Below are 16577 nucleotides of genomic sequence, written 5' to 3' on the forward strand. Positions count from 1 at the left end.
GATCGCTGGGATGTCGGATGGGTTATTCGGATGGGCCGGTGATGATGCTCAAATGATCTACAACCGACTGGCCGATGGCCAATTGACTCGGCAACTGGAATTCGTGGAGGTGCTGTCAGGACGCTGTGATACGCTCAGGCGTATCGAACGGTTTTGTGAAACCACCAAACTCGTGTCCGGAATTCTTTCCGACGGCGGCCGGACGGACGCCTGTGATCCGGCGCTGCTGGAGTCGATGCTCTTCAGCCCGGGACGCAGGCGGCTGGTGGTCGACTCGCGGCTGGCGGGCGGTGAGCTGGTGCGGCATCACGAAAAGGACAGGCAGACCGAAATCAGGGTGTACGGCGGAGCCTTGCGGCACATGCTGGTCTTCGACGCCCGGTACGCGGTCGTGCCGCTCGACGAGGCGAGCCTGCACGCGGGCGCGCTGGTGCTGCGCCCACCGCTCGTCGGTCCCTGCGGCCAGTTCTTCGACGTCCTCTGGTCGGAGTCGCGACCGCTCGGCGGCGGGCCCGGACAGGGCGCCTGCCTCAAGGGACGGCAACTGCAGGTCGCGGACCTGTTGGTGGAAGGAGCCACGGACCATCAGGTCGCGAACCGCCTCGGCATGAGCAGCAGGACCGTGCGCACCATCGTGTCCGAGCTGCACGGCCGGTTCGGCACCACCTCGCGGATGGCCTTGGGATTCCGCCTCGGGCGCGTGAGCAAGCGCGTCTAGTACCGGTACCGCACCTCCCAGGCTCCCGCGGTCCCGTCGGCCGCCAATTCCCGCTTGAGCACCTTGTGTGTCGCCGTTCGCGGCAGTTCGTCGACCACCCGCACGAACCGCGGCCGCTGCTTCGGGCCGAGATCGCCTTGCACCGCCACGAAAGCGGCGAACTCGTCCGCGTCGAGCGGTGCCCGGCAGATCAGCGCGGCCATCACCTGGTCACCCACCCGGGGGTCCGGCACCCCGTACACCGCGGCCTCGCGGACGGCGGGATGCCGGACCAGCGCGCGTTCGATCGGGGCGGTGCCGAGGTTTTCACCGTCGACGCGGAGCCAGTCGCCGAGCCGCCCGGCGAAATAGCAGTAGCCGTCCGCGTCGAGGTAGCCCAGGTCGCCGGTGTGGTACATCCCGTCGCGCATCCGCTCGGCCTCGGCGGCCGGATCGCCGTAGTACCCGGCGAAGAAGCCGGCGCCGCCGGTATTGACCAGTTCGCCGACCGCCTCGGCGGCGTTGAGAAGCTTCCCGTTCGCGTCGAATTCCGCCGGAGGACAAGGCTTTCCGGTCTCCGGATCGAGGACGGCGACGCCATCGAGCAGGCGGCCGAGCGAACCTGGCGGCGTGGTGGCGTCCCGGCCGAAGTTGACCCCGCCCTCGGTCGAACCGAACGCGTCGACCACGTGGCAGCCGAAGCGCGAGCCGAACGCGGCGAGATCGGCCTCCGCCCCTTCGTTGCCGTAGACCAGTTTCAACGGGTTGTCGGCGTCGTCGTCCCGCTCGGGCGTGCTGAGCACATAGGACAGTGGCTTGCCGACGTAGTTGGCGTACGTCGCGCCGAACTTCCGGACGTCCGGCAGGAACCCGGAGGCGGAGAACCGTCGCCGCAGTGCGATCCCCGCGCCCGCGGCGAGCCCGACCGACCAGCCGGCCATGATGGCGTTGGAATGGAACATCGGCATCGACACGTACACCGTGTCCTGGGTGGACAGACCGAACCGGGAGGCCAGCATCTCGCCGGGATAGGCGATCTTGCCGTGCGTGCACCGGACGGCCTTCGGGTCGCCGCTGGTGCCGGAGGTGAAGATCAGCATGAGCAGGTCTTCGGGTTTCGCGGCCACGGGAACGATCGGCTCCCGCCGCGGTTCGAGGTCGCCCAAGGGCAGCACCGGGACATCGGTTTCGGACAGGAGTGGAAGGTACTTCTCCTCGGCGAACACCAGTTCGCAGTCGGCCAACGCGACGTCGCGGGCCAGCGCCGCGCCCCGGCGCGTCGAGTTCAGGCCGACCAGGACGTGCCCCGAGAGCGCCGCGCCGCCGAGCAGGAACGAGAACTCGGGGACGTTGTCGGCCAGCAGCCCGAAATGCCCGCCCGGACGCAGCATCCCGGTGAGCGCGGCGGCGTGAGCGGCGCACGCCTCGACGTGCTCGGCCCAGGACCAGCGCCGGTCCTCGAACAGCAGCCCGGTCGAGCGGTCCACCGCCCGCGCGAGCAGGAGTTCCGTGACCGTGGGGGTCATGCCGGATCCGCGGCCAGGAGATCGCCGAGCCCCCGCAACTGCGCGGTCGCCCCGCCGAGGGTGAATTCGAGCCGCTTCGCCGCGACGAAATAGCGGTGCAGGGTGTGGTCGACGTCGATGCCGACTCCGCCGTGGACGTGCACGGCGGTGTGCGCGACGCGGTGCCCGGCCTCGGCCGCCCAGAACTTCGCCGTCGCGACCTCCTCGGCCGCCGGAAGTCCTTCGCTCAGCCGCCAGGCCGCCTGCCACAACGTCAGCCGGACGGCTTCGACGTCGACGTAGGCGTCGGCGAGCCGCTGCCGTACCGCCTGGAAACTCCCGATGAGGTGGTCGAACTGCTTCCGTTCCCGCGCGTACGCCGCGGTCAGTTCCAGCGCCCGTTCGACGACGCCGAGTTGCTGCGCGCAGACGCCGATGGTGGCGCGCAACCGCAGCCATTCGCCGATGTCGCCCAGCGAGGCCGTGGCCTTCGCGCGGGACAGTTCGACGAGCGCGGCGTCGGCGTGGTCGACGGTCCGTTGCGGTGACACGGTCACCGAGTCCCGGTCGAGCAGGAACACCTGATGCCCGCCGTCGACGGCGGCCTCGACGAGGAACCCGTGCGCGAACGCGCCGAACGGGACCGCGGTCTGCGCGCCGGTCAGCCGCCAGCCGTCACCGTCGGCCTCGGCGGTGAAGCCGCAGGGAACGCCGTAGTCCGGCAGCGCCACGGCGAGGACATGATCGCCACGCAGCACCGGGACGATCCAGCGTTCGGCCAGCCGCCCGTCCCCGAACTCCGCGACCGCGGCAGCGCCCATGACGACCGATGTCAGATAGGGGACCGGCGCGACCGCGCGCCCGATCTCGGCGAGTACGGAACACTGCTCCGGCAGCCCGAACCCGCCACCGCCGACCGACTGCGGCAGCGCGGCGTCGACCACCCCCGCCTGCGCCAGAGCTGTCCACAATGGAGCGCTGAATCCGCCGGAACCGTGTTCTCCCAGGATCTCCGGGGTCACCTTGTCCGTCAGGATCCGGCGCGTCAGCGACGCGAGATCCTGCTGCGCTTCGGTGAGCGTGAAGTCCATCAATGCCTCCTAGGACAGGGCTAGCGCGTGACGGGCAGGCCGAGCGCGGTCGCGGCGATCATGTCCCGCTGGATCTCGTTGGTGCCGCCGCCGAAGGTGAGGATCAGCGACGACCGGTGCAGCCGTTCGATCCGGCCACGCAGCAGCGCGCCGGGGGAGTGCTCGCGGACCACGGCGCCCGCGCCGAGGATCTCCATCATCAACCGGTACGCCTCGGTCGCGAACTCCGTGCCGAACACCTTGGTCGCCGACGCTTCCGCGGGACCCAGTTCGCTGCTCGCCGCCGCCCAGGCGATGCGCCAGTTCCGCAGTTTCAGGTACTCCGCGTGCGCGTGGATCCGCGCCAGGTGCAGCCGTACCCAGGGTGCGTCGATGACGCGGGAGCCGTCGGGCAGCTTGGTCGTCCGCGCCCAGGTCCGCACGTCGCGCAACGACGTCTGGATCGGCGCTGCCGAGGTCAGCGCGACCCGCTCGTGGTTGAGCTGGTTCGTGATGAGCGGCCAGCCCTCGTTCTCCCCGGCGACCCGGGAGGTCACGGGCACGCGGACGTCGTCGTAGTAGGTGGCGCTCGTGCCCGGCCCGGCGACCGTGCGCACCTTCGTCCAGGAGAACCCCGGTGCCGACGTCGGCACGATCAGCATGCTGAGGCCCTTGTGCTTGCGGGCTTCGGGGTCGGTGCGGGCGGCCAGCCAGACGTAGTCGGCGTACTCGATCAGGCTCGTCCACATCTTCTGGCCGTTGATCACGTAGTCGTCGCCGTCGCGGACGGCGCGGGTGCGCAGCGACGCCAGGTCGGTGCCCGCGCCCGGTTCGGAGTAGCCGATCGCGAAGTGCAGCTCGCCGGCGGCGATCTTCGGCAGGTAGAACGCCTTCTGTTCTTCGGTGCCGTAGCGCATGATGGTCGGCCCGACGGTGTTCACCGTGAGGAAGGGGACGGGCACCCCGGCCGCGGCCGCCTCGTCGGTGAAGACGAGCTGGTCGAGCATCGGCCGGTCCTGCCCGCCGTACTCGCGCGGCCAGCCGATCGCGAGCCAGCCCGAGCGGCCGAGGTCGCGCACGATTTCCTTGTACACCAAGCCGTCGCCGTACTCGCCGCCGTCTCCGGCCAGGGCTTCACGGCGCTCGGGGGTCATCAGCCCGGCGAAGTACTCCCGCAGTTCCGCGGCCAGTGCGCGCTGCTCCGGCGTGTAGTCGATCCGCATCCGTCACCTCTGCCGTCGGTGCTCGTTACTGGTGCCATGGCCGCTCGCGGCGGTAAGGTAGAACCTGTTCTAGTTGTACCAGGTGTGGCGGCGAGGAGGGAATATGGAGATCGACGTCGACCGCTCGCTCTGCGAGGCGAACGCGATCTGTGTCGGCTTCGCGCCCGAGGTCTTCGATCTCGACGAGGACGAGGAGCTGGTCCTCGCGACGACTGACGTTCCGCAGAACCAAGTAGAACGTGTTACTCAAGCGGTGGCGAGCTGCCCGAAAAACGCGCTGCTCATATATGGTTAGCACCGTTTATTTGGGGCTTGCATGCCCCAAGAACAGATTCTACTGTGTCCGGAGAGGCAAGGAGGCCTTGAGTGAGTTTGGACGGCAAGACGGCCATCGTGACCGGAGCCGGCGCGGGACTCGGCCGGGCCGAGGCGCTGGCGCTGGCCGCGGCGGGAGCGTCGGTGGTGGTCAACGACGTGTCGGCCGCGGCACGGGAGGTGGCCGACGAGATCGAGGCCGAGGGCGGCAAGGCGATCGCGGTCACCGGTGACGTGTCGGAGTCCTCGACGGCCGACGCGCTGCTCACCGCCGCCGTCGACCACTTCGGCGGCCTCCACCTCCTGGTCAACAACGCGGGTGTGCTGCGCGATCGGATGCTCTTCTCGATGTCCGACGACGATTGGGACACCGTGCTCGGCGTCCATCTGCGCGGGCATTTCCTGCTTTCCCGCAACGCCGGGGCGTACTGGCGCGACAAGTCCAAAGTGGACGGTGCGCCGGTGTACGGCCGCGTGGTCAACACCGCTTCGGAGTCGTTCCTGCTCGGCGCCCCCGGCCAGCCGAACTACGGCGCGGCCAAGGCGGGGATCGCCGCGCTCACCGTCTCCACGGCACGCGGGCTCTCCCGCTACGGCGTCCGCGCCAACGCGATCTGCCCACGCGCCCGCACCGCGATGACCGAGGCCGTGTTCGGGGCCGAAGCACCCGAAGGCGTCGACCCGCTCTCGGTCGACCACGTCGCGCCGTTCGTGACGTTCCTCTGCTCGCCCGAGTCCGACCGCGTCAACGGTCAGGTGTTCCTCGTCTACGGCGGGATGGTCGCGCTGATGCGGCCGCCGTCGGTGGAACAGCGGTTCGACACCGCCAACGGCACCTGGACCACCGAAGAACTCGTGACCACCGTGGGCGGCTACTTCGCCGACCGCGACCCGGAACGCATGTTCGCCGCTTCCGAGATCATGTCGCTGCCGTAGACCGTAGGAGATGATGTAGTGGGCAGGCTCGATGGCAAGGTAGCGCTGATCACCGGCGGGGCCGGGGGACAAGGCGAAGCGGCCGCACGGCTGTTCGTCGCCGAGGGCGCGCGGGTGGTGATCGCGGACATCAACGACCTCGACGGCAAGAAACTCGCCGCCGATCTCGGTGAAGCCGCCGTCTACCAGCATCTCGACGTCGGTGACGAGGCCGAGTGGGAGACGGCGATCCAGCGCACCCAGACCGAGTTCGGCCCGCCGACGGTGCTGGTCAACAACGCGGGCATCCTGCATTTCTCCGAGCTGGGCAAGACCACGCTGGCCGATTATGAACGCGTCATCCGGGTCAACCAGATCGGGGCGTTTCTCGGGATGCGTTCGGTCGTTGAACCGATGACCGGGGCCGGTGGCGGCTCCATCGTCAACGTGTCCTCCGTGGAAGGCCTCGCCGGAATGCCGTTCCTCGTCGCCTACACCGCGAGCAAGTTCGCGATCCGCGGGATGACCAAGGTCGCGGCGCTCGAACTCGGCGCGAAGAACATCCGTGTCAACTCCGTGCACCCCGGCGCGATCGACACGCCGATGGTCGCCGCGGCGGCGGGCGGGCAGAAAGTCGACATGTCGTGGGTGGGCAAAAAGGTCGCGCTGGGCCGGGTCGGGCAGCCGGAGGACATCGCGAAACTGGTGTTGTTCCTGGCCAGTGACGAAAGTTCGTACAGCACGGGTGCCGAGTTCGTCGCCGATGGCGGCGCGACCGCGACCCACGCGCTCAAGTTTTGACGCGGAGGTGCCGAGAGCAAAGTGAACACCGCTAACGCATCGGTGCGTTGACAGGTGGAGTAAGACTCGGGGCAGGCTACTGGGAGGTTCTGTGAACGCGTCGGTGTCCGTCCCGGGTACGGGTGCGCTCACCCAGGTCGGCAAACTCGCGACCCTGTCGTGGGAGGTCCTGCGCGCGATCTTCAAACGCCCGTTCCAGTTCCGCGAGTGGATCCAGCAGTGCTGGTTCTTCGCCAGTGTCACCATCCTGCCGACGGCGCTGGTGGCGATCCCGTTCGGCGCGGTCATCGCGCTGCAACTGGGATCGCTGACCCAGCAGATCGGCGCGCAGTCGTTCACCGGCGCCGCCAGCGCGCTCGCCATCGTCCAGCAGGCCAGCCCACTGATCACCGCGCTGCTGGTGGCGGGCGCCGGCGGGAGCGCGGTCTGCGCCGACATCGGCGCCCGCAAGATCCGCGAAGAGATCGACGCGATGGAGGTACTCGGGGTCAACCCGATCCAGCGCCTGATCGTGCCCCGCGTCCTCGCCGCGATCGTGGTTTCGGTGCTGCTGAACGGTTTGGTCAGTGTCGTCGGCGTACTCGGCGGCTACTTCTTCAACGTCGTCATGCAGGGCGGGACCCCCGGCGCGTATCTCGCCAGCTTCAACGCCCTGGCCCAGGTGCCGGATCTGTGGGTCAGCGAGATCAAGGCGCTGCTCTACGGTTTCGTCGCCGGCGTGGTCGCGGCCTTCCGCGGACTGAATCCGGCGGGCGGGCCGAAAGGCGTCGGCGACGCGGTGAACCAGGCCGTGGTCATCACCTTCCTGCTGCTGTTCCTCATCAACGTCGTGCTGACGGCGATCTACCTGCGGATCGTGCCGCCGAAGGCGATGTGACATGGCAGGCGAACCCGCTGTTTCGGATCGGACGCTCGAGATCATCGCGCGTCCCGGAGCGATGCTGGAAGGCTTCGGCGGTCAGCTGTCGTTCTACTTCCGGGCGCTGGCCTGGACACCGCGCACGATCCGGCGCTACCGCCGTGAGGTCTTCCGCCTGCTGACCGAGGTCAGCTTCGGCACCGGCGCGCTCGCGGTGATCGGCGGGACGCTCGGCGTGATGATCGGGATGACGCTGTTCACCGGGCTCATCGTCGGCATGCAAGGCTATTCGGCGCTGAACCAGCTCGGGACCGCCGCGCTGACCGGGTTCATCTCGGCCTATTTCAACACTCGCGAGGTCGCGCCGCTTTCGGCCGGGCTCGCGCTCTCGGCCACCGTCGGCTGCGGGTTCACCGCGCAACTGGGCGCGATGAAGATCTCCGAGGAGATCGACGCGCTCGAAGTGATGGGCGTGCCGAGCCTGCCGTACCTGGTGACGACGCGGGTGATCGCCGGCGTCACCGCGGTCATCCCGCTCTACGCCGTCGGCCTGCTCTCGTCCTATCTGGCCTCGCGGCAGATCACGATCTGGCTCTACGGCCAGTCCGCGGGCACCTACGACCACTACTTCACGCTGTTCCTGCCGCCCGAAGACGTGCTGTGGTCGTTCCTCAAGGTGATCGTCTTCAGCGTGCTCATCATCCTTTCCCATTGCTACTACGGCTATACCGCCAGCGGTGGGCCCGCCGGGGTCGGGATCGCGGTCGGCCGCGCGGTGCGGACGTCGATCGTGCTGATCTCGGTACTCGACTTCTTCCTGAGCCTCGCGATCTGGGGCGCTACGACGACGGTGAGGATTTCCGGGTGAACAGGAGGCTTCTGCTGCAGCGGCTCCGGCACCAGGTGCTGGGCCTGATCTTCCTCGTGGTGGTCGTGCTGTTCTTCGTCACCACCATCGCCTTCTACGAGAAGGCCTTCACCACGGTGACCCTGGTGAAACTGGAGACCGACCGCATCGGCAACCAGATGCGCGAGGGCGCGGACGTCAAGGTGCGCGGGATGGTCGTCGGCGAGGTACGGACGATCCAGGCGCACGGCGACCGCGCCACGATGGAACTGGCGCTGCAACCGGACAAGACGCCGGTCATCCCGGCCAACGTGTCCGCGCGGTTGCTGCCGAAGACGTTGTTCGGTGAGCGCTATGTCGCCTTGCAGATCCCCGACAAGCCGGACCGGCACATCACCGAGGGCGACGTCATCCCGCAGGACCGCAGCAGCAGCGCGATCGAGCTGGAAACCGTGCTCGGCAACGTCATGCCGCTGCTGCAGGCCGTGCAGCCGGAGAAGATGGCCAGCACGCTCAACGCCGTCGCGTCCGCTTTGGACGGTCAGGGCAAGCAGCTCGGCACCACTCTGGCGGGCCTTTCGGACTATCTCGGGAAAGTGAACCCGTCGCTGCCCGACCTCAAGGCCGACATCACCGGACTGGCCAACGCCGCCGCGATCTACGACAAAGCCGCGCCGGATCTGCTGGCCGCGCTGTCGGATCTGACCACGACGAGCAAGACCCTGGTCGAGAGCCAGCGCGGGCTCGCCGACGTCTACTCGACGGTGACCGCGGCTTCGCTCGATCTCACGAGCTTCCTGAAGGTCAATCAGGACAACCTGATCCGCCTCACCACCAACCTGCAGCCCACGCTGGACGTCCTCGCGAAGTACGCGCCGGAGTACCCCTGCCTGCTCAAGCAACTGGCCGAATCGGTGCCGCGCGCGGAACTCGCGTTCGGCAAGGGCACCGCGCATCCCGAGGTCAGCCGGGTGACCATCGAATTCACGCCGAGCCGCGGCAAGTACCTGCCCGGGGTCGACGAACCGAAGTACGACGACAAACGCGGCCCTCGGTGCTATCCGCAGGTGCCGCCGCCGGGCCGCTGGCCGCAGTATCCGCCGGACGGCGCGATCGCCGACGGGTCGTCCAAACCGGCGCCGCCGCGCGACCCGGACGGCAGGCTGCCCTCAGGCGGGAGCGCGGGTGGTTCGGTGGTGAACACGGCGGACGAGCGACGACTGATCGACCTGCTCGTGTCACCGGCGATGGGCACGACGCCGGACCAGGTGCCGAACTGGGGCAGCCTGCTGGTCGGGCCGCTGTACCGGGGAGCCGAGGTGGAGCTGCGATGAGCTGCGAGTCGAACCCCGGTTCCGGGGCCGTGAAGGCCTCCTTCCCTACCTTGAGCGTAGGGAAGGAGGCCTTCACAGACGGCCGCTTCGGGCGCGGGAGCTGTTCGGCCTCGCGGTCGGCGGTGGGGCGCGTTGGTCGTGAGTGGCGATTCGGGTTAGAACCCGAATCGCCACTCACGACCCCCTGGAGCGAGGCGAGGCTGAAGGGGCCCATCGCCGCGTCCGACACGGCCATGGCGCCTCGGCCCGCGACGGCCGGGGGAGACCGGTGGGTATGGGCGCTCGTGAGTGGTAATGACGGTTCTAACCGTCATTACCACTCACGAGGCGGGAGGGCGGTCCGATGAGGTCCTTCGTCCCGGATCTGGTCAAGATCCTGATCTTCGCGGTGGTGACCGTGCTGCTCACCGCGATCCTCGGCGCCACCATCGCGAACACCAACTTCGGCGAGACGTCGGGCTACGTCGCCAAGTTCACCGACGCCTCCGGGCTCAAGGAAGGCGACGACGTCCGCATCGTCGGCGTGAAGGTCGGGCAGGTCGGCGAGATCGAGATCGAAGGGGGCGAACGGAACCTCGCCCAGGTCCACTTCGACGTCCAGACCGCGCACCGGTTGCCGGCGTCGGTGACCGCGACCATCAAGTACCGCAACCTGGTCGGGCAGCGGTATCTCTCGCTCGGCACGGACATCGGCGACAAGGAATCGTTGCCGCGCGGCGGGATCATCCCGCCCGAGCGCACCAAACCGGCGCTGAACCTGACCGTGCTCTTCAACGGGTTCAAACCGCTCTTCCGCGCGCTGAACCCCGAGGACGTCAACAAGCTCTCTCACGAGATCATCCAGGTGTTCCAGGGCGAGGGCGGCACGATCACCAGCCTGCTCGCGCACACCGCGTCGGTCACGTCGGCCATCGCGGGCAAGGACAAGATCATCGGTGACGTCATCGCGAACCTCAACACCGTGCTCGGCACCGTCGAAAGGCGTTCGCCGCACCTGGGCGAACTGATCGACCAGACCCAGCGGCTGGTCACCGGGCTCGCCGAGCAGCGGCAGCCGATCGGTGAGGCGGTCAAGGCGCTGGGCGATCTCACCGTCGCGACCACGGGCCTGCTCGCCGACGCGCGTCCCGCGCTCAAGGACGATGTCGCGCAGCTCGGCGCGCTGTCGCAGAACCTCGGTGATTCGGAACAGCTGATCGACCATCTCCTGCAGGTGCTGCCGGGCAACCTGCAGAAGTTCACCAGGACGCTGAGCTACGGCAGCTGGTTCAACTACTACCTGTGCGGGATCTCCGGCAGCATCGGCATCAAATCGCTCGACATCGAACTGCCGATCACGCCGCTGCCCGGCACGCAGCGACCGGAGAGGTGCGGGCCGTGAAGCCGCTCAAGGAACGCAATCAGGCCATGGTCGGTGGAGCCGCCTTGGTCCTGATCGTCTTGATCACGATGACGACGTACTTCTCCGACCGGATCCCGCTGTTCGGCAGCGGGACGACGTACTCGGCGTACTTCGGCGAATCGGCCGGATTGGCGCCGGACAACGAGGTCCAGGTCGCCGGGGTCAAGGTCGGCCAGGTCACCTCGGTCGAGCTGGCAGGCAAGAAGGTGCTGGTGAAGTTCCGGGTGAAGGACGTCCGCGTCGGCGACGCCACCGCCGCCTCGATCGAGATCAAGACGTTGCTGGGCGAGAAGTTCCTGGCGCTGGCGCCGAAAGGCACCGGCGATCAGGATCCGAACGCGACCATCGGGCTCGATCGCACGCGGACGCCGTTCGAACTGCAGGACGCGTTCCAGCAGCTGTCCGGCACGGTCGGCGAAATCGACACCGCGCAGCTGGCGACGAGTTTCACCGTGCTCTCGGACGCGCTCAAGGACAGCCCGCAGTATCTCAAGGACGCGCTGGGCGGGCTGTCTTCGTTGTCCAAGACGGTTTCTTCGCGTGATGGTGACTTGAAGACGTTGCTGGCCAACACCAGCAAGGTGTCCAAGACGCTGTCCGACCGCAACGCCCAGCTGAAGCGGATTCTCGACGACGGCAATCTCCTGCTCGCCGAACTGCAGAACCGGAAGGACGCGATCAGCACGTTGCTCAAGGGCACACAACAGGTTTCGGCGCAGCTGTCCGGGCTCGTCGCCGACAACCGGCAGCAGCTGAAGCCGACGCTGGAGAAACTCGGCAAGGTCACCGACATCCTGCGACGTAACCAGGACAACCTCAGCCGCAGCCTCGCGTTGATGGCCCCGTTCGCCCGCGTCGGCGCCAACGCGACCGGCAACGGGCGCTGGTTCGAGGGCTACCTGTGCGGGTTGCTGCCGCCGACGATCATCGCCGGCGCGTTCCAGGTCAACCCGGAGGGCTGCACCCCGCCGATCGCGGCGCCGAACCAGGGGGTGGGCGGCCGATGACCATCCACACGCGCACCGGGCGCACGCTCTACACATGGGTCGCCTTGGCCTGCGTTCTCGTATTGATCTTGACCGCCGGCCTCTGGCTGGTGTTCAGGGACACGGGCGGGACGAAGATCAGCGCGTACTTCGGGAAGACCGTGGGGCTCTACGCGGGATCTTCGGTACGGGTCCTCGGGGTGAAGGTCGGCGAGATCACCGGGGTCACGCCGCAGGGCGAAGCGGTCCGGGTCGACATGCGGATCGACGGCGACACCCCGATCCCGGCCGACGCGGGTGCCGTCGTCGTCGCGCCGAGCCTGGTGAGCGACCGGTACGTGCAGCTCACCCCGGCGTACGAAAGCGGCCCCGAAATGGCCGCGGGCACGGTGATCACCAAGGAGAAGACGGCGACCCCGGCCGAACTCGACGACCTCTACACGAGCCTCGACAAACTCTCGACGAGCCTGGGACCCAACGGTGCCAACAAGAACGGCGCACTGTCCGATGTGCTCGACACCGCGGCGGCGAACCTCGGCGGCAACGGGAAGAACCTCAACACCACGGTGACGCGACTGTCCGAACTGGCCAAGACCCTCGATGGTGCCAAGGGTGACCTGTTCGGCACGGTGCAGAACCTGAACTCGTTCACCAGCGCCCTGGCCGAAAGCGACCAGCAGCTCAACGAGTTCTACCGCCGTGCCGCCGACGTCAGCGGTTTCCTGGCCGCGGACTCCGCCGACGTGGGTGCCGCGCTGACGTCCCTGGCGACGGCGATGGGCGACGTCGAGAAGTTCGTCGCGGAGAACAAGGACCTCCTCTCGTCCAATGTGGACAAATTGGCCGGGCTGACGAAGGTGCTCGTGGACCAGCGCGCCTCACTCGCCGAAGTGATCGACATCGCGCCGACCGGGGCGACCAACTTCATCAACTCCTACGACGCGGCGTCGGGCACGATCGCCGTGCGGGACAACCTGAACGAGCTGACGCATCCGCCGATCCTCACCGTCTGCCGGCTGATCAGCGCGGGCACGCCCAAACCGATCCCGGACACGCTGGGGAACATCTGCAAGCAGCTCGCGCCGGTCCTCGACGGCACGTTGAAGCTCCCGTCGGTCCCGCAGGTGCTGGCGTCGCTGCAGAACGGCGAACTGCCGCCGCTGCCGCTGCCCCTGGTCGACGTCCTCACCAAGGGAGTCCCGAAATGAGGCGCCAACGGCAGAAGATCGCGGCGGTGATGGCAGGTGTCCTGGTGCTGGCCGGCTGTAGTGACGGCGGCTTTTCGGGGCTGTACAACACCCCGCTGCCCGGTGGCGCGGATCTCGGCGATCACCCGTACCGGCTCTCCGCGCAGTTCTCCGACGTCCTCGACCTCGTTCCCCAGGCGAGTGTGAAGGTCAACGACGTCCCGGTCGGCCGGGTCGAGAACATCGAGCTCGCCCGGGATACGCGGTCGGCGTGGGTGAACATGGTCGTCAACGGCGACATCGCGCTGCCCGCGAACGCGCGCGCCGAACTGCGCCAGTCGAGTCTGCTGGGGGAGAAGTTCGTCGATCTGCACGCCCCCGAGAAACCCGAAGGATCCCTCGTCGAGGGCGCCAAGATCCCGTTGGACCGCACCAACCGCAACCCCGAGGTCGAGGAGGTCCTCGGCGCGCTTTCCCTGCTGCTCAACGGCGGTGGCGTCGAGCAGATCCAGAAGATCAGCCGCGAACTCAACGACGCCCTCACCGGCAACGAGGCCGAGGTCCGCTCGCTGCTGTCCCAAGTGGACAAACTGGCCACGGAACTCGACGGGCACAAGGGCGAGATCCTGCGGGCCATCGACGGCCTCGACAAGCTGTCCAAAACCCTGGTCGGGCAGACGCAGAACCTGACCAACGCGCTCGACAACCTCTCGCCGGGGCTCAAGATCGTGACCGAACAACGGGATCAGCTCGTCGGCATGCTGCAGTCGCTGAACACGCTGTCCGGGGTCGCGACCGACACGATCAAGGCCAGCCGTGACCAGCTGGTGGCGAACCTCCGTGCGTTGCAGCCGACGCTGCACAAGCTGACCGAGGCGGGCCAGGACCTGCCGACCGCGCTGCGGATCCTGCTCACCTACCCGTTCCCCGACTACGCGGGCAACGTGATCAAGGGCGACTACGCCAACGTGGACGCCAAGATCGACCTGAACCTGGACACCTTCCTGGAGAACATGAACAACTCGTCGCAGCCGATCATCCAGCTGCCGGGGAACAAGGGCACCGGCACACCCGGGGCGATCCCGTTCGGCAACGGGGCGGCGCCACCGGTGCTGCCGCTGCCCACCGGCGATCTCCCGCAGGCTCCTCAGACGCCTCAAGGGGATGTCTTGGGCGGCGTGCTCGGCGGGATACTCGGGCCGCTGCTGGGAGGTGGCCGGTGAGCACGCGCAAGACCAGGATCCAGCTGGCCGCGTTCTTCGTCATCGCGGTCGTGTCGGTCGTCTACGCGGGTGGCAAGTACGCCGGGCTGGACCGGCTCTTCGGCACCCGCGGCTACCTCGTCACCGCGCAACTGGTGGACTCCGGCGGGATCTTCGTCAACGCCGAGGTCTCCTATCGCGGTGTCGCGGTCGGCAAGGTCGCGTCGATGACGCTCACCGAACACGGCATCGACCTCGGCCTCGACATCGATTCGGGGGCGCCGGAGATCCCGGCGGACACGAAGGCCGCGGTCGCGAACCGGTCGGCGGTGGGGGAGCAGTACGTCGATCTGCTGCCCATGCACGAAAACGGGCCGTACCTCGCCGAGGGTTCGGTCATCAAGCGGGACAAGACGTCGATCCCGCTCGCCCCGGACACCGTACTGTCCAATCTGGACAAACTGGTGTCGAGTGTGAAACCGGAATCGTTGAAGACCGTCGTCGACGAGACCTACGAGGCGTTCGCCGACGCCGGACCGGAGCTGCGGCAGCTGCTCGACAGCACCGGTTCGCTCACCGCGACGGCGACGCAGTACCTGCCCGACACCCAGGGCCTGCTCGCCAGTTCGCGGACGGTGCTGGACACCCAGCAGCGGCAGGCGGACAACATCACGAGGTTCTCCAGCGGGCTCAAGACGATCGCCGCGCAGCTGAAGACGTCCGACCCCGATCTGCGGCGGGTGATCGACGAAGCACCGAAGCTGAGCCGTCAGATCAGCGACGTGCTCGCGGTGTCGGGGACCGACCTCGGGGTGCTGTTCGCGAACACGCTCACCACCGCCCAGATCACCTCCGCCCGGACAGACGCGATCGAGGAACTTCTCGTGGCGTACCCGATCATTTCGGCGTTCTCGCGCTCGACGTCGCCGGACGGCACCGGCCATCTCGGGGTGGTGTTCAACTTCTTCGACCCGGCGTCGTGCACGAAGGGCTACGAGGGCACGAAACAGCGTCCCGCCAACGACCTCACCGAGGCACCGGTGAACACCCAGGCCTACTGCGCCGAGCCGCCGGGAAGCCCCACAGGCGTGCGAGGCTCGCAGAACGCCCCGTACGCCGGGAAGCCGCCCGCGGTCCCGGAACGTCCGAAGCAGACCCCGCAGGCGGCGGAATCCGCGCAGCTGCCCGGGGTGCTGAGCTTGCTCACCGGCTCCGGACCCGGCGGGCTGGGCGCGTTGCTGGGCGGTAAGTAGTGCTGACCCGGGCCCTCGCTGTCGGCACTGTCGTCGCGCTCCTCACCGCCGCCTGGTTCGGCTGGTCGTGGTGGAGCGCCGCGCGGGACGACGGTCTCGCGCGCGGCCGGGAACGCGAGGCCGTCCTCACCGCGGCCTCCGGCCAGCTCGAGGTGCTCAACACGATCGACTACCGCACCGGCGCCCAGGACGTCGACCGCTGGCTCGGCGTCGCCACCGGGCGGCTCGGCAAGGACCTCGCCGGTGACCGGCAGCTCCAGATCGACCGGGCGAACACCGGCAAGACGGTGGCGACGGCCAAGCTGAAACAAGCCGCGGTGACCGAACTCGACGTCGTCGCCGGAACGGCGCGGCTGATGGCCGTGCTGGACGTGAAGATCAGCACCGGCGGTGGCTCCGCCGTACCCAAGGTGAGCAGGCTGACCGTGGACTACCAGCGGGCCGAGGACGGCTGGAAGGTCAGCGCGGTGCAGGCGGCGGGCTCGTGACCGGGCGCGCACCGCGGCTCCTGATCGCGATCATCGTGCTGGCCACCGGCTGCGCGGTGTGGTCCGGGATCCAGGCGTCGTCGCTGGGCTCGGACGGCAACGCGGCGCTCGTGGACCAGGCCGCCACCGCCGAGGTCGCCGACCAGGTCGGTGCCGGCGTGAAGGCCGTGTTCTCCTACGACTACAGCAATCTCGCGCGGACCGAACGGGCCGCGGCCGACGTGCTGACCGGCGAAGCGACCGGGCAATACCGGGATCAGTTCGCGTCGGCGCGCAAACGGGCCGAGGAACAGAAACTGGTGCGCACGACGACGGTCCGTTCGCTCGGTGTCCGGTCGTTGCGCGGCGACCGCGCGGAAGTGCTGTTGTTCCTCGATCAGCAGACGCTCACCGCGGACGGCGGTGCCCCGCAGTCGTCGGTATCGCAGCTTTCGGTCACCGCTCAGCGGATCGACGGCCGGTGGAAGATCTCGCGGCTGACCCCGCTTTGATC

17 protein-coding genes are annotated in these 16577 nt (G+C 68.2%); 14 read left to right on the top strand and 3 right to left on the bottom strand.

From position 1 onward, the window contains the following. Positions 1-172: 172 nt before the first annotated feature. Positions 173-718 (top strand): helix-turn-helix transcriptional regulator, encoded by a 546-nt coding sequence (locus ACZ54P_RS22535; RefSeq protein WP_465463519.1) that lies wholly within the window; start codon positions 173-175, stop codon positions 716-718. Here ACZ54P_RS22535 and ACZ54P_RS22540 read toward each other — a convergent pair. Genes ACZ54P_RS22540 through ACZ54P_RS22550 form a run of 3 tightly spaced genes read right to left on the bottom strand, consistent with a single transcriptional unit; the run spans position 715 to position 4495 of the window. Further along, entirely contained in the window at positions 715-2223 is a 1509-nt protein-coding gene (locus tag ACZ54P_RS22540; RefSeq protein ID WP_465463520.1) for a long-chain-fatty-acid--CoA ligase, read from the bottom strand. The genes ACZ54P_RS22535 and ACZ54P_RS22540 overlap by 4 nt on opposite strands. Beyond that, on the bottom strand, positions 2220-3293 hold the full coding sequence (locus ACZ54P_RS22545; RefSeq protein WP_465463521.1) for an acyl-CoA dehydrogenase family protein: 1074 nt from the start codon (positions 3291-3293) through the stop codon (positions 2220-2222). Before ACZ54P_RS22545 ends, ACZ54P_RS22540 begins: the two co-directional genes overlap by 4 nt. A gap of 20 nt (positions 3294-3313) precedes the next feature. Beyond that, positions 3314-4495: an acyl-CoA dehydrogenase family protein gene (locus ACZ54P_RS22550; RefSeq protein WP_465463522.1), complete on the bottom strand. Its 1182-nt coding sequence runs from the start codon at positions 4493-4495 to the stop codon at positions 3314-3316. A gap of 103 nt (positions 4496-4598) precedes the next feature. Between ACZ54P_RS22550 and ACZ54P_RS22555 the strand changes: the two genes are divergently transcribed. The 13 genes from ACZ54P_RS22555 to ACZ54P_RS22615 all read left to right on the top strand — a co-directional run bounded on the left by ACZ54P_RS22555 (position 4599) and on the right by ACZ54P_RS22615 (position 16575). Then, the gene (locus ACZ54P_RS22555; protein ID WP_465463523.1) at positions 4599-4790 is read left to right on the top strand and encodes a ferredoxin; all 192 of its coding nucleotides are present in this window, start codon (positions 4599-4601) and stop codon (positions 4788-4790) included. A gap of 71 nt (positions 4791-4861) precedes the next feature. Further along, positions 4862-5746, top strand: coding sequence for a 3-oxoacyl-ACP reductase (locus tag ACZ54P_RS22560; protein WP_465463524.1), 885 nt, complete (start codon positions 4862-4864; stop codon positions 5744-5746). 18 nt (positions 5747-5764) lie between these two features. Beyond that, positions 5765-6526: a glucose 1-dehydrogenase gene (locus ACZ54P_RS22565; RefSeq protein ID WP_465463525.1), complete on the top strand. Its 762-nt coding sequence runs from the start codon at positions 5765-5767 to the stop codon at positions 6524-6526. 91 nt (positions 6527-6617) lie between these two features. After that, positions 6618-7403, top strand: a complete 786-nt coding sequence (locus tag ACZ54P_RS22570) for an MlaE family ABC transporter permease (protein WP_465463526.1) — start codon at positions 6618-6620, stop codon at positions 7401-7403. 1 nt (position 7404) lies between these two features. Then, positions 7405-8253 (top strand): MlaE family ABC transporter permease, encoded by an 849-nt coding sequence (locus ACZ54P_RS22575; protein ID WP_465463527.1) that lies wholly within the window; start codon positions 7405-7407, stop codon positions 8251-8253. Beyond that, complete coding sequence (locus ACZ54P_RS22580) at positions 8250-9566, top strand: MCE family protein (protein WP_465463528.1); 1317 nt, start codon at positions 8250-8252, stop codon at positions 9564-9566. Before ACZ54P_RS22575 ends, ACZ54P_RS22580 begins: the two co-directional genes overlap by 4 nt. A gap of 343 nt (positions 9567-9909) precedes the next feature. Beyond that, positions 9910-10947: an MCE family protein gene (locus ACZ54P_RS22585; RefSeq protein ID WP_465463529.1), complete on the top strand. Its 1038-nt coding sequence runs from the start codon at positions 9910-9912 to the stop codon at positions 10945-10947. Next, positions 10944-11975 (top strand): MCE family protein, encoded by a 1032-nt coding sequence (locus tag ACZ54P_RS22590; RefSeq protein ID WP_465463530.1) that lies wholly within the window; start codon positions 10944-10946, stop codon positions 11973-11975. Before ACZ54P_RS22585 ends, ACZ54P_RS22590 begins: the two co-directional genes overlap by 4 nt. After that, positions 11972-13162, top strand: coding sequence for an MCE family protein (locus ACZ54P_RS22595; protein ID WP_465463531.1), 1191 nt, complete (start codon positions 11972-11974; stop codon positions 13160-13162). The genes ACZ54P_RS22590 and ACZ54P_RS22595 overlap by 4 nt, the downstream gene beginning before the upstream one ends. Next, positions 13159-14364 (top strand): MCE family protein, encoded by a 1206-nt coding sequence (locus tag ACZ54P_RS22600; RefSeq protein WP_465463532.1) that lies wholly within the window; start codon positions 13159-13161, stop codon positions 14362-14364. The genes ACZ54P_RS22595 and ACZ54P_RS22600 overlap by 4 nt, the downstream gene beginning before the upstream one ends. Further along, positions 14361-15596, top strand: a complete 1236-nt coding sequence (locus tag ACZ54P_RS22605; protein WP_465463533.1) for an MCE family protein — start codon at positions 14361-14363, stop codon at positions 15594-15596. The genes ACZ54P_RS22600 and ACZ54P_RS22605 overlap by 4 nt, the downstream gene beginning before the upstream one ends. Beyond that, entirely contained in the window at positions 15596-16084 is a 489-nt protein-coding gene (locus tag ACZ54P_RS22610; protein WP_465463534.1) for a hypothetical protein, read from the top strand. The genes ACZ54P_RS22605 and ACZ54P_RS22610 overlap by 1 nt, the downstream gene beginning before the upstream one ends. Then, on the top strand, positions 16081-16575 hold the full coding sequence (locus tag ACZ54P_RS22615) for a hypothetical protein (RefSeq protein WP_465463535.1): 495 nt from the start codon (positions 16081-16083) through the stop codon (positions 16573-16575). Before ACZ54P_RS22610 ends, ACZ54P_RS22615 begins: the two co-directional genes overlap by 4 nt. The last annotated feature ends 2 nt before the right edge of the window (positions 16576-16577 follow it).

The sequence above is a fragment of the Amycolatopsis sp. NPDC034160 genome (assembly GCF_055575355.1).

Bases quoted from the DNA above. Each gene is read 5' to 3' on its own strand.
- ACZ54P_RS22540 (WP_465463520.1), bottom strand. From the start codon at position 2,223: ATGACCCCCACGGTCACGGAACTCCTGCTCGCGCGGGCGGTGGACCGC.
- ACZ54P_RS22585 (WP_465463529.1), top strand. From the start codon at position 9,910: ATGAGGTCCTTCGTCCCGGATCTGGTCAAGATCCTGATCTTCGCGGTG.
- ACZ54P_RS22595 (WP_465463531.1), top strand. From the start codon at position 11,972: ATGACCATCCACACGCGCACCGGGCGCACGCTCTACACATGGGTCGCC.
- ACZ54P_RS22550 (WP_465463522.1), bottom strand. From the start codon at position 4,495: ATGCGGATCGACTACACGCCGGAGCAGCGCGCACTGGCCGCGGAACTG.
- ACZ54P_RS22575 (WP_465463527.1), top strand. From the start codon at position 7,405: ATGGCAGGCGAACCCGCTGTTTCGGATCGGACGCTCGAGATCATCGCG.
- ACZ54P_RS22545 (WP_465463521.1), bottom strand. From the start codon at position 3,293: ATGGACTTCACGCTCACCGAAGCGCAGCAGGATCTCGCGTCGCTGACG.
- ACZ54P_RS22600 (WP_465463532.1), top strand. From the start codon at position 13,159: ATGAGGCGCCAACGGCAGAAGATCGCGGCGGTGATGGCAGGTGTCCTG.
- ACZ54P_RS22555 (WP_465463523.1), top strand. From the start codon at position 4,599: ATGGAGATCGACGTCGACCGCTCGCTCTGCGAGGCGAACGCGATCTGT.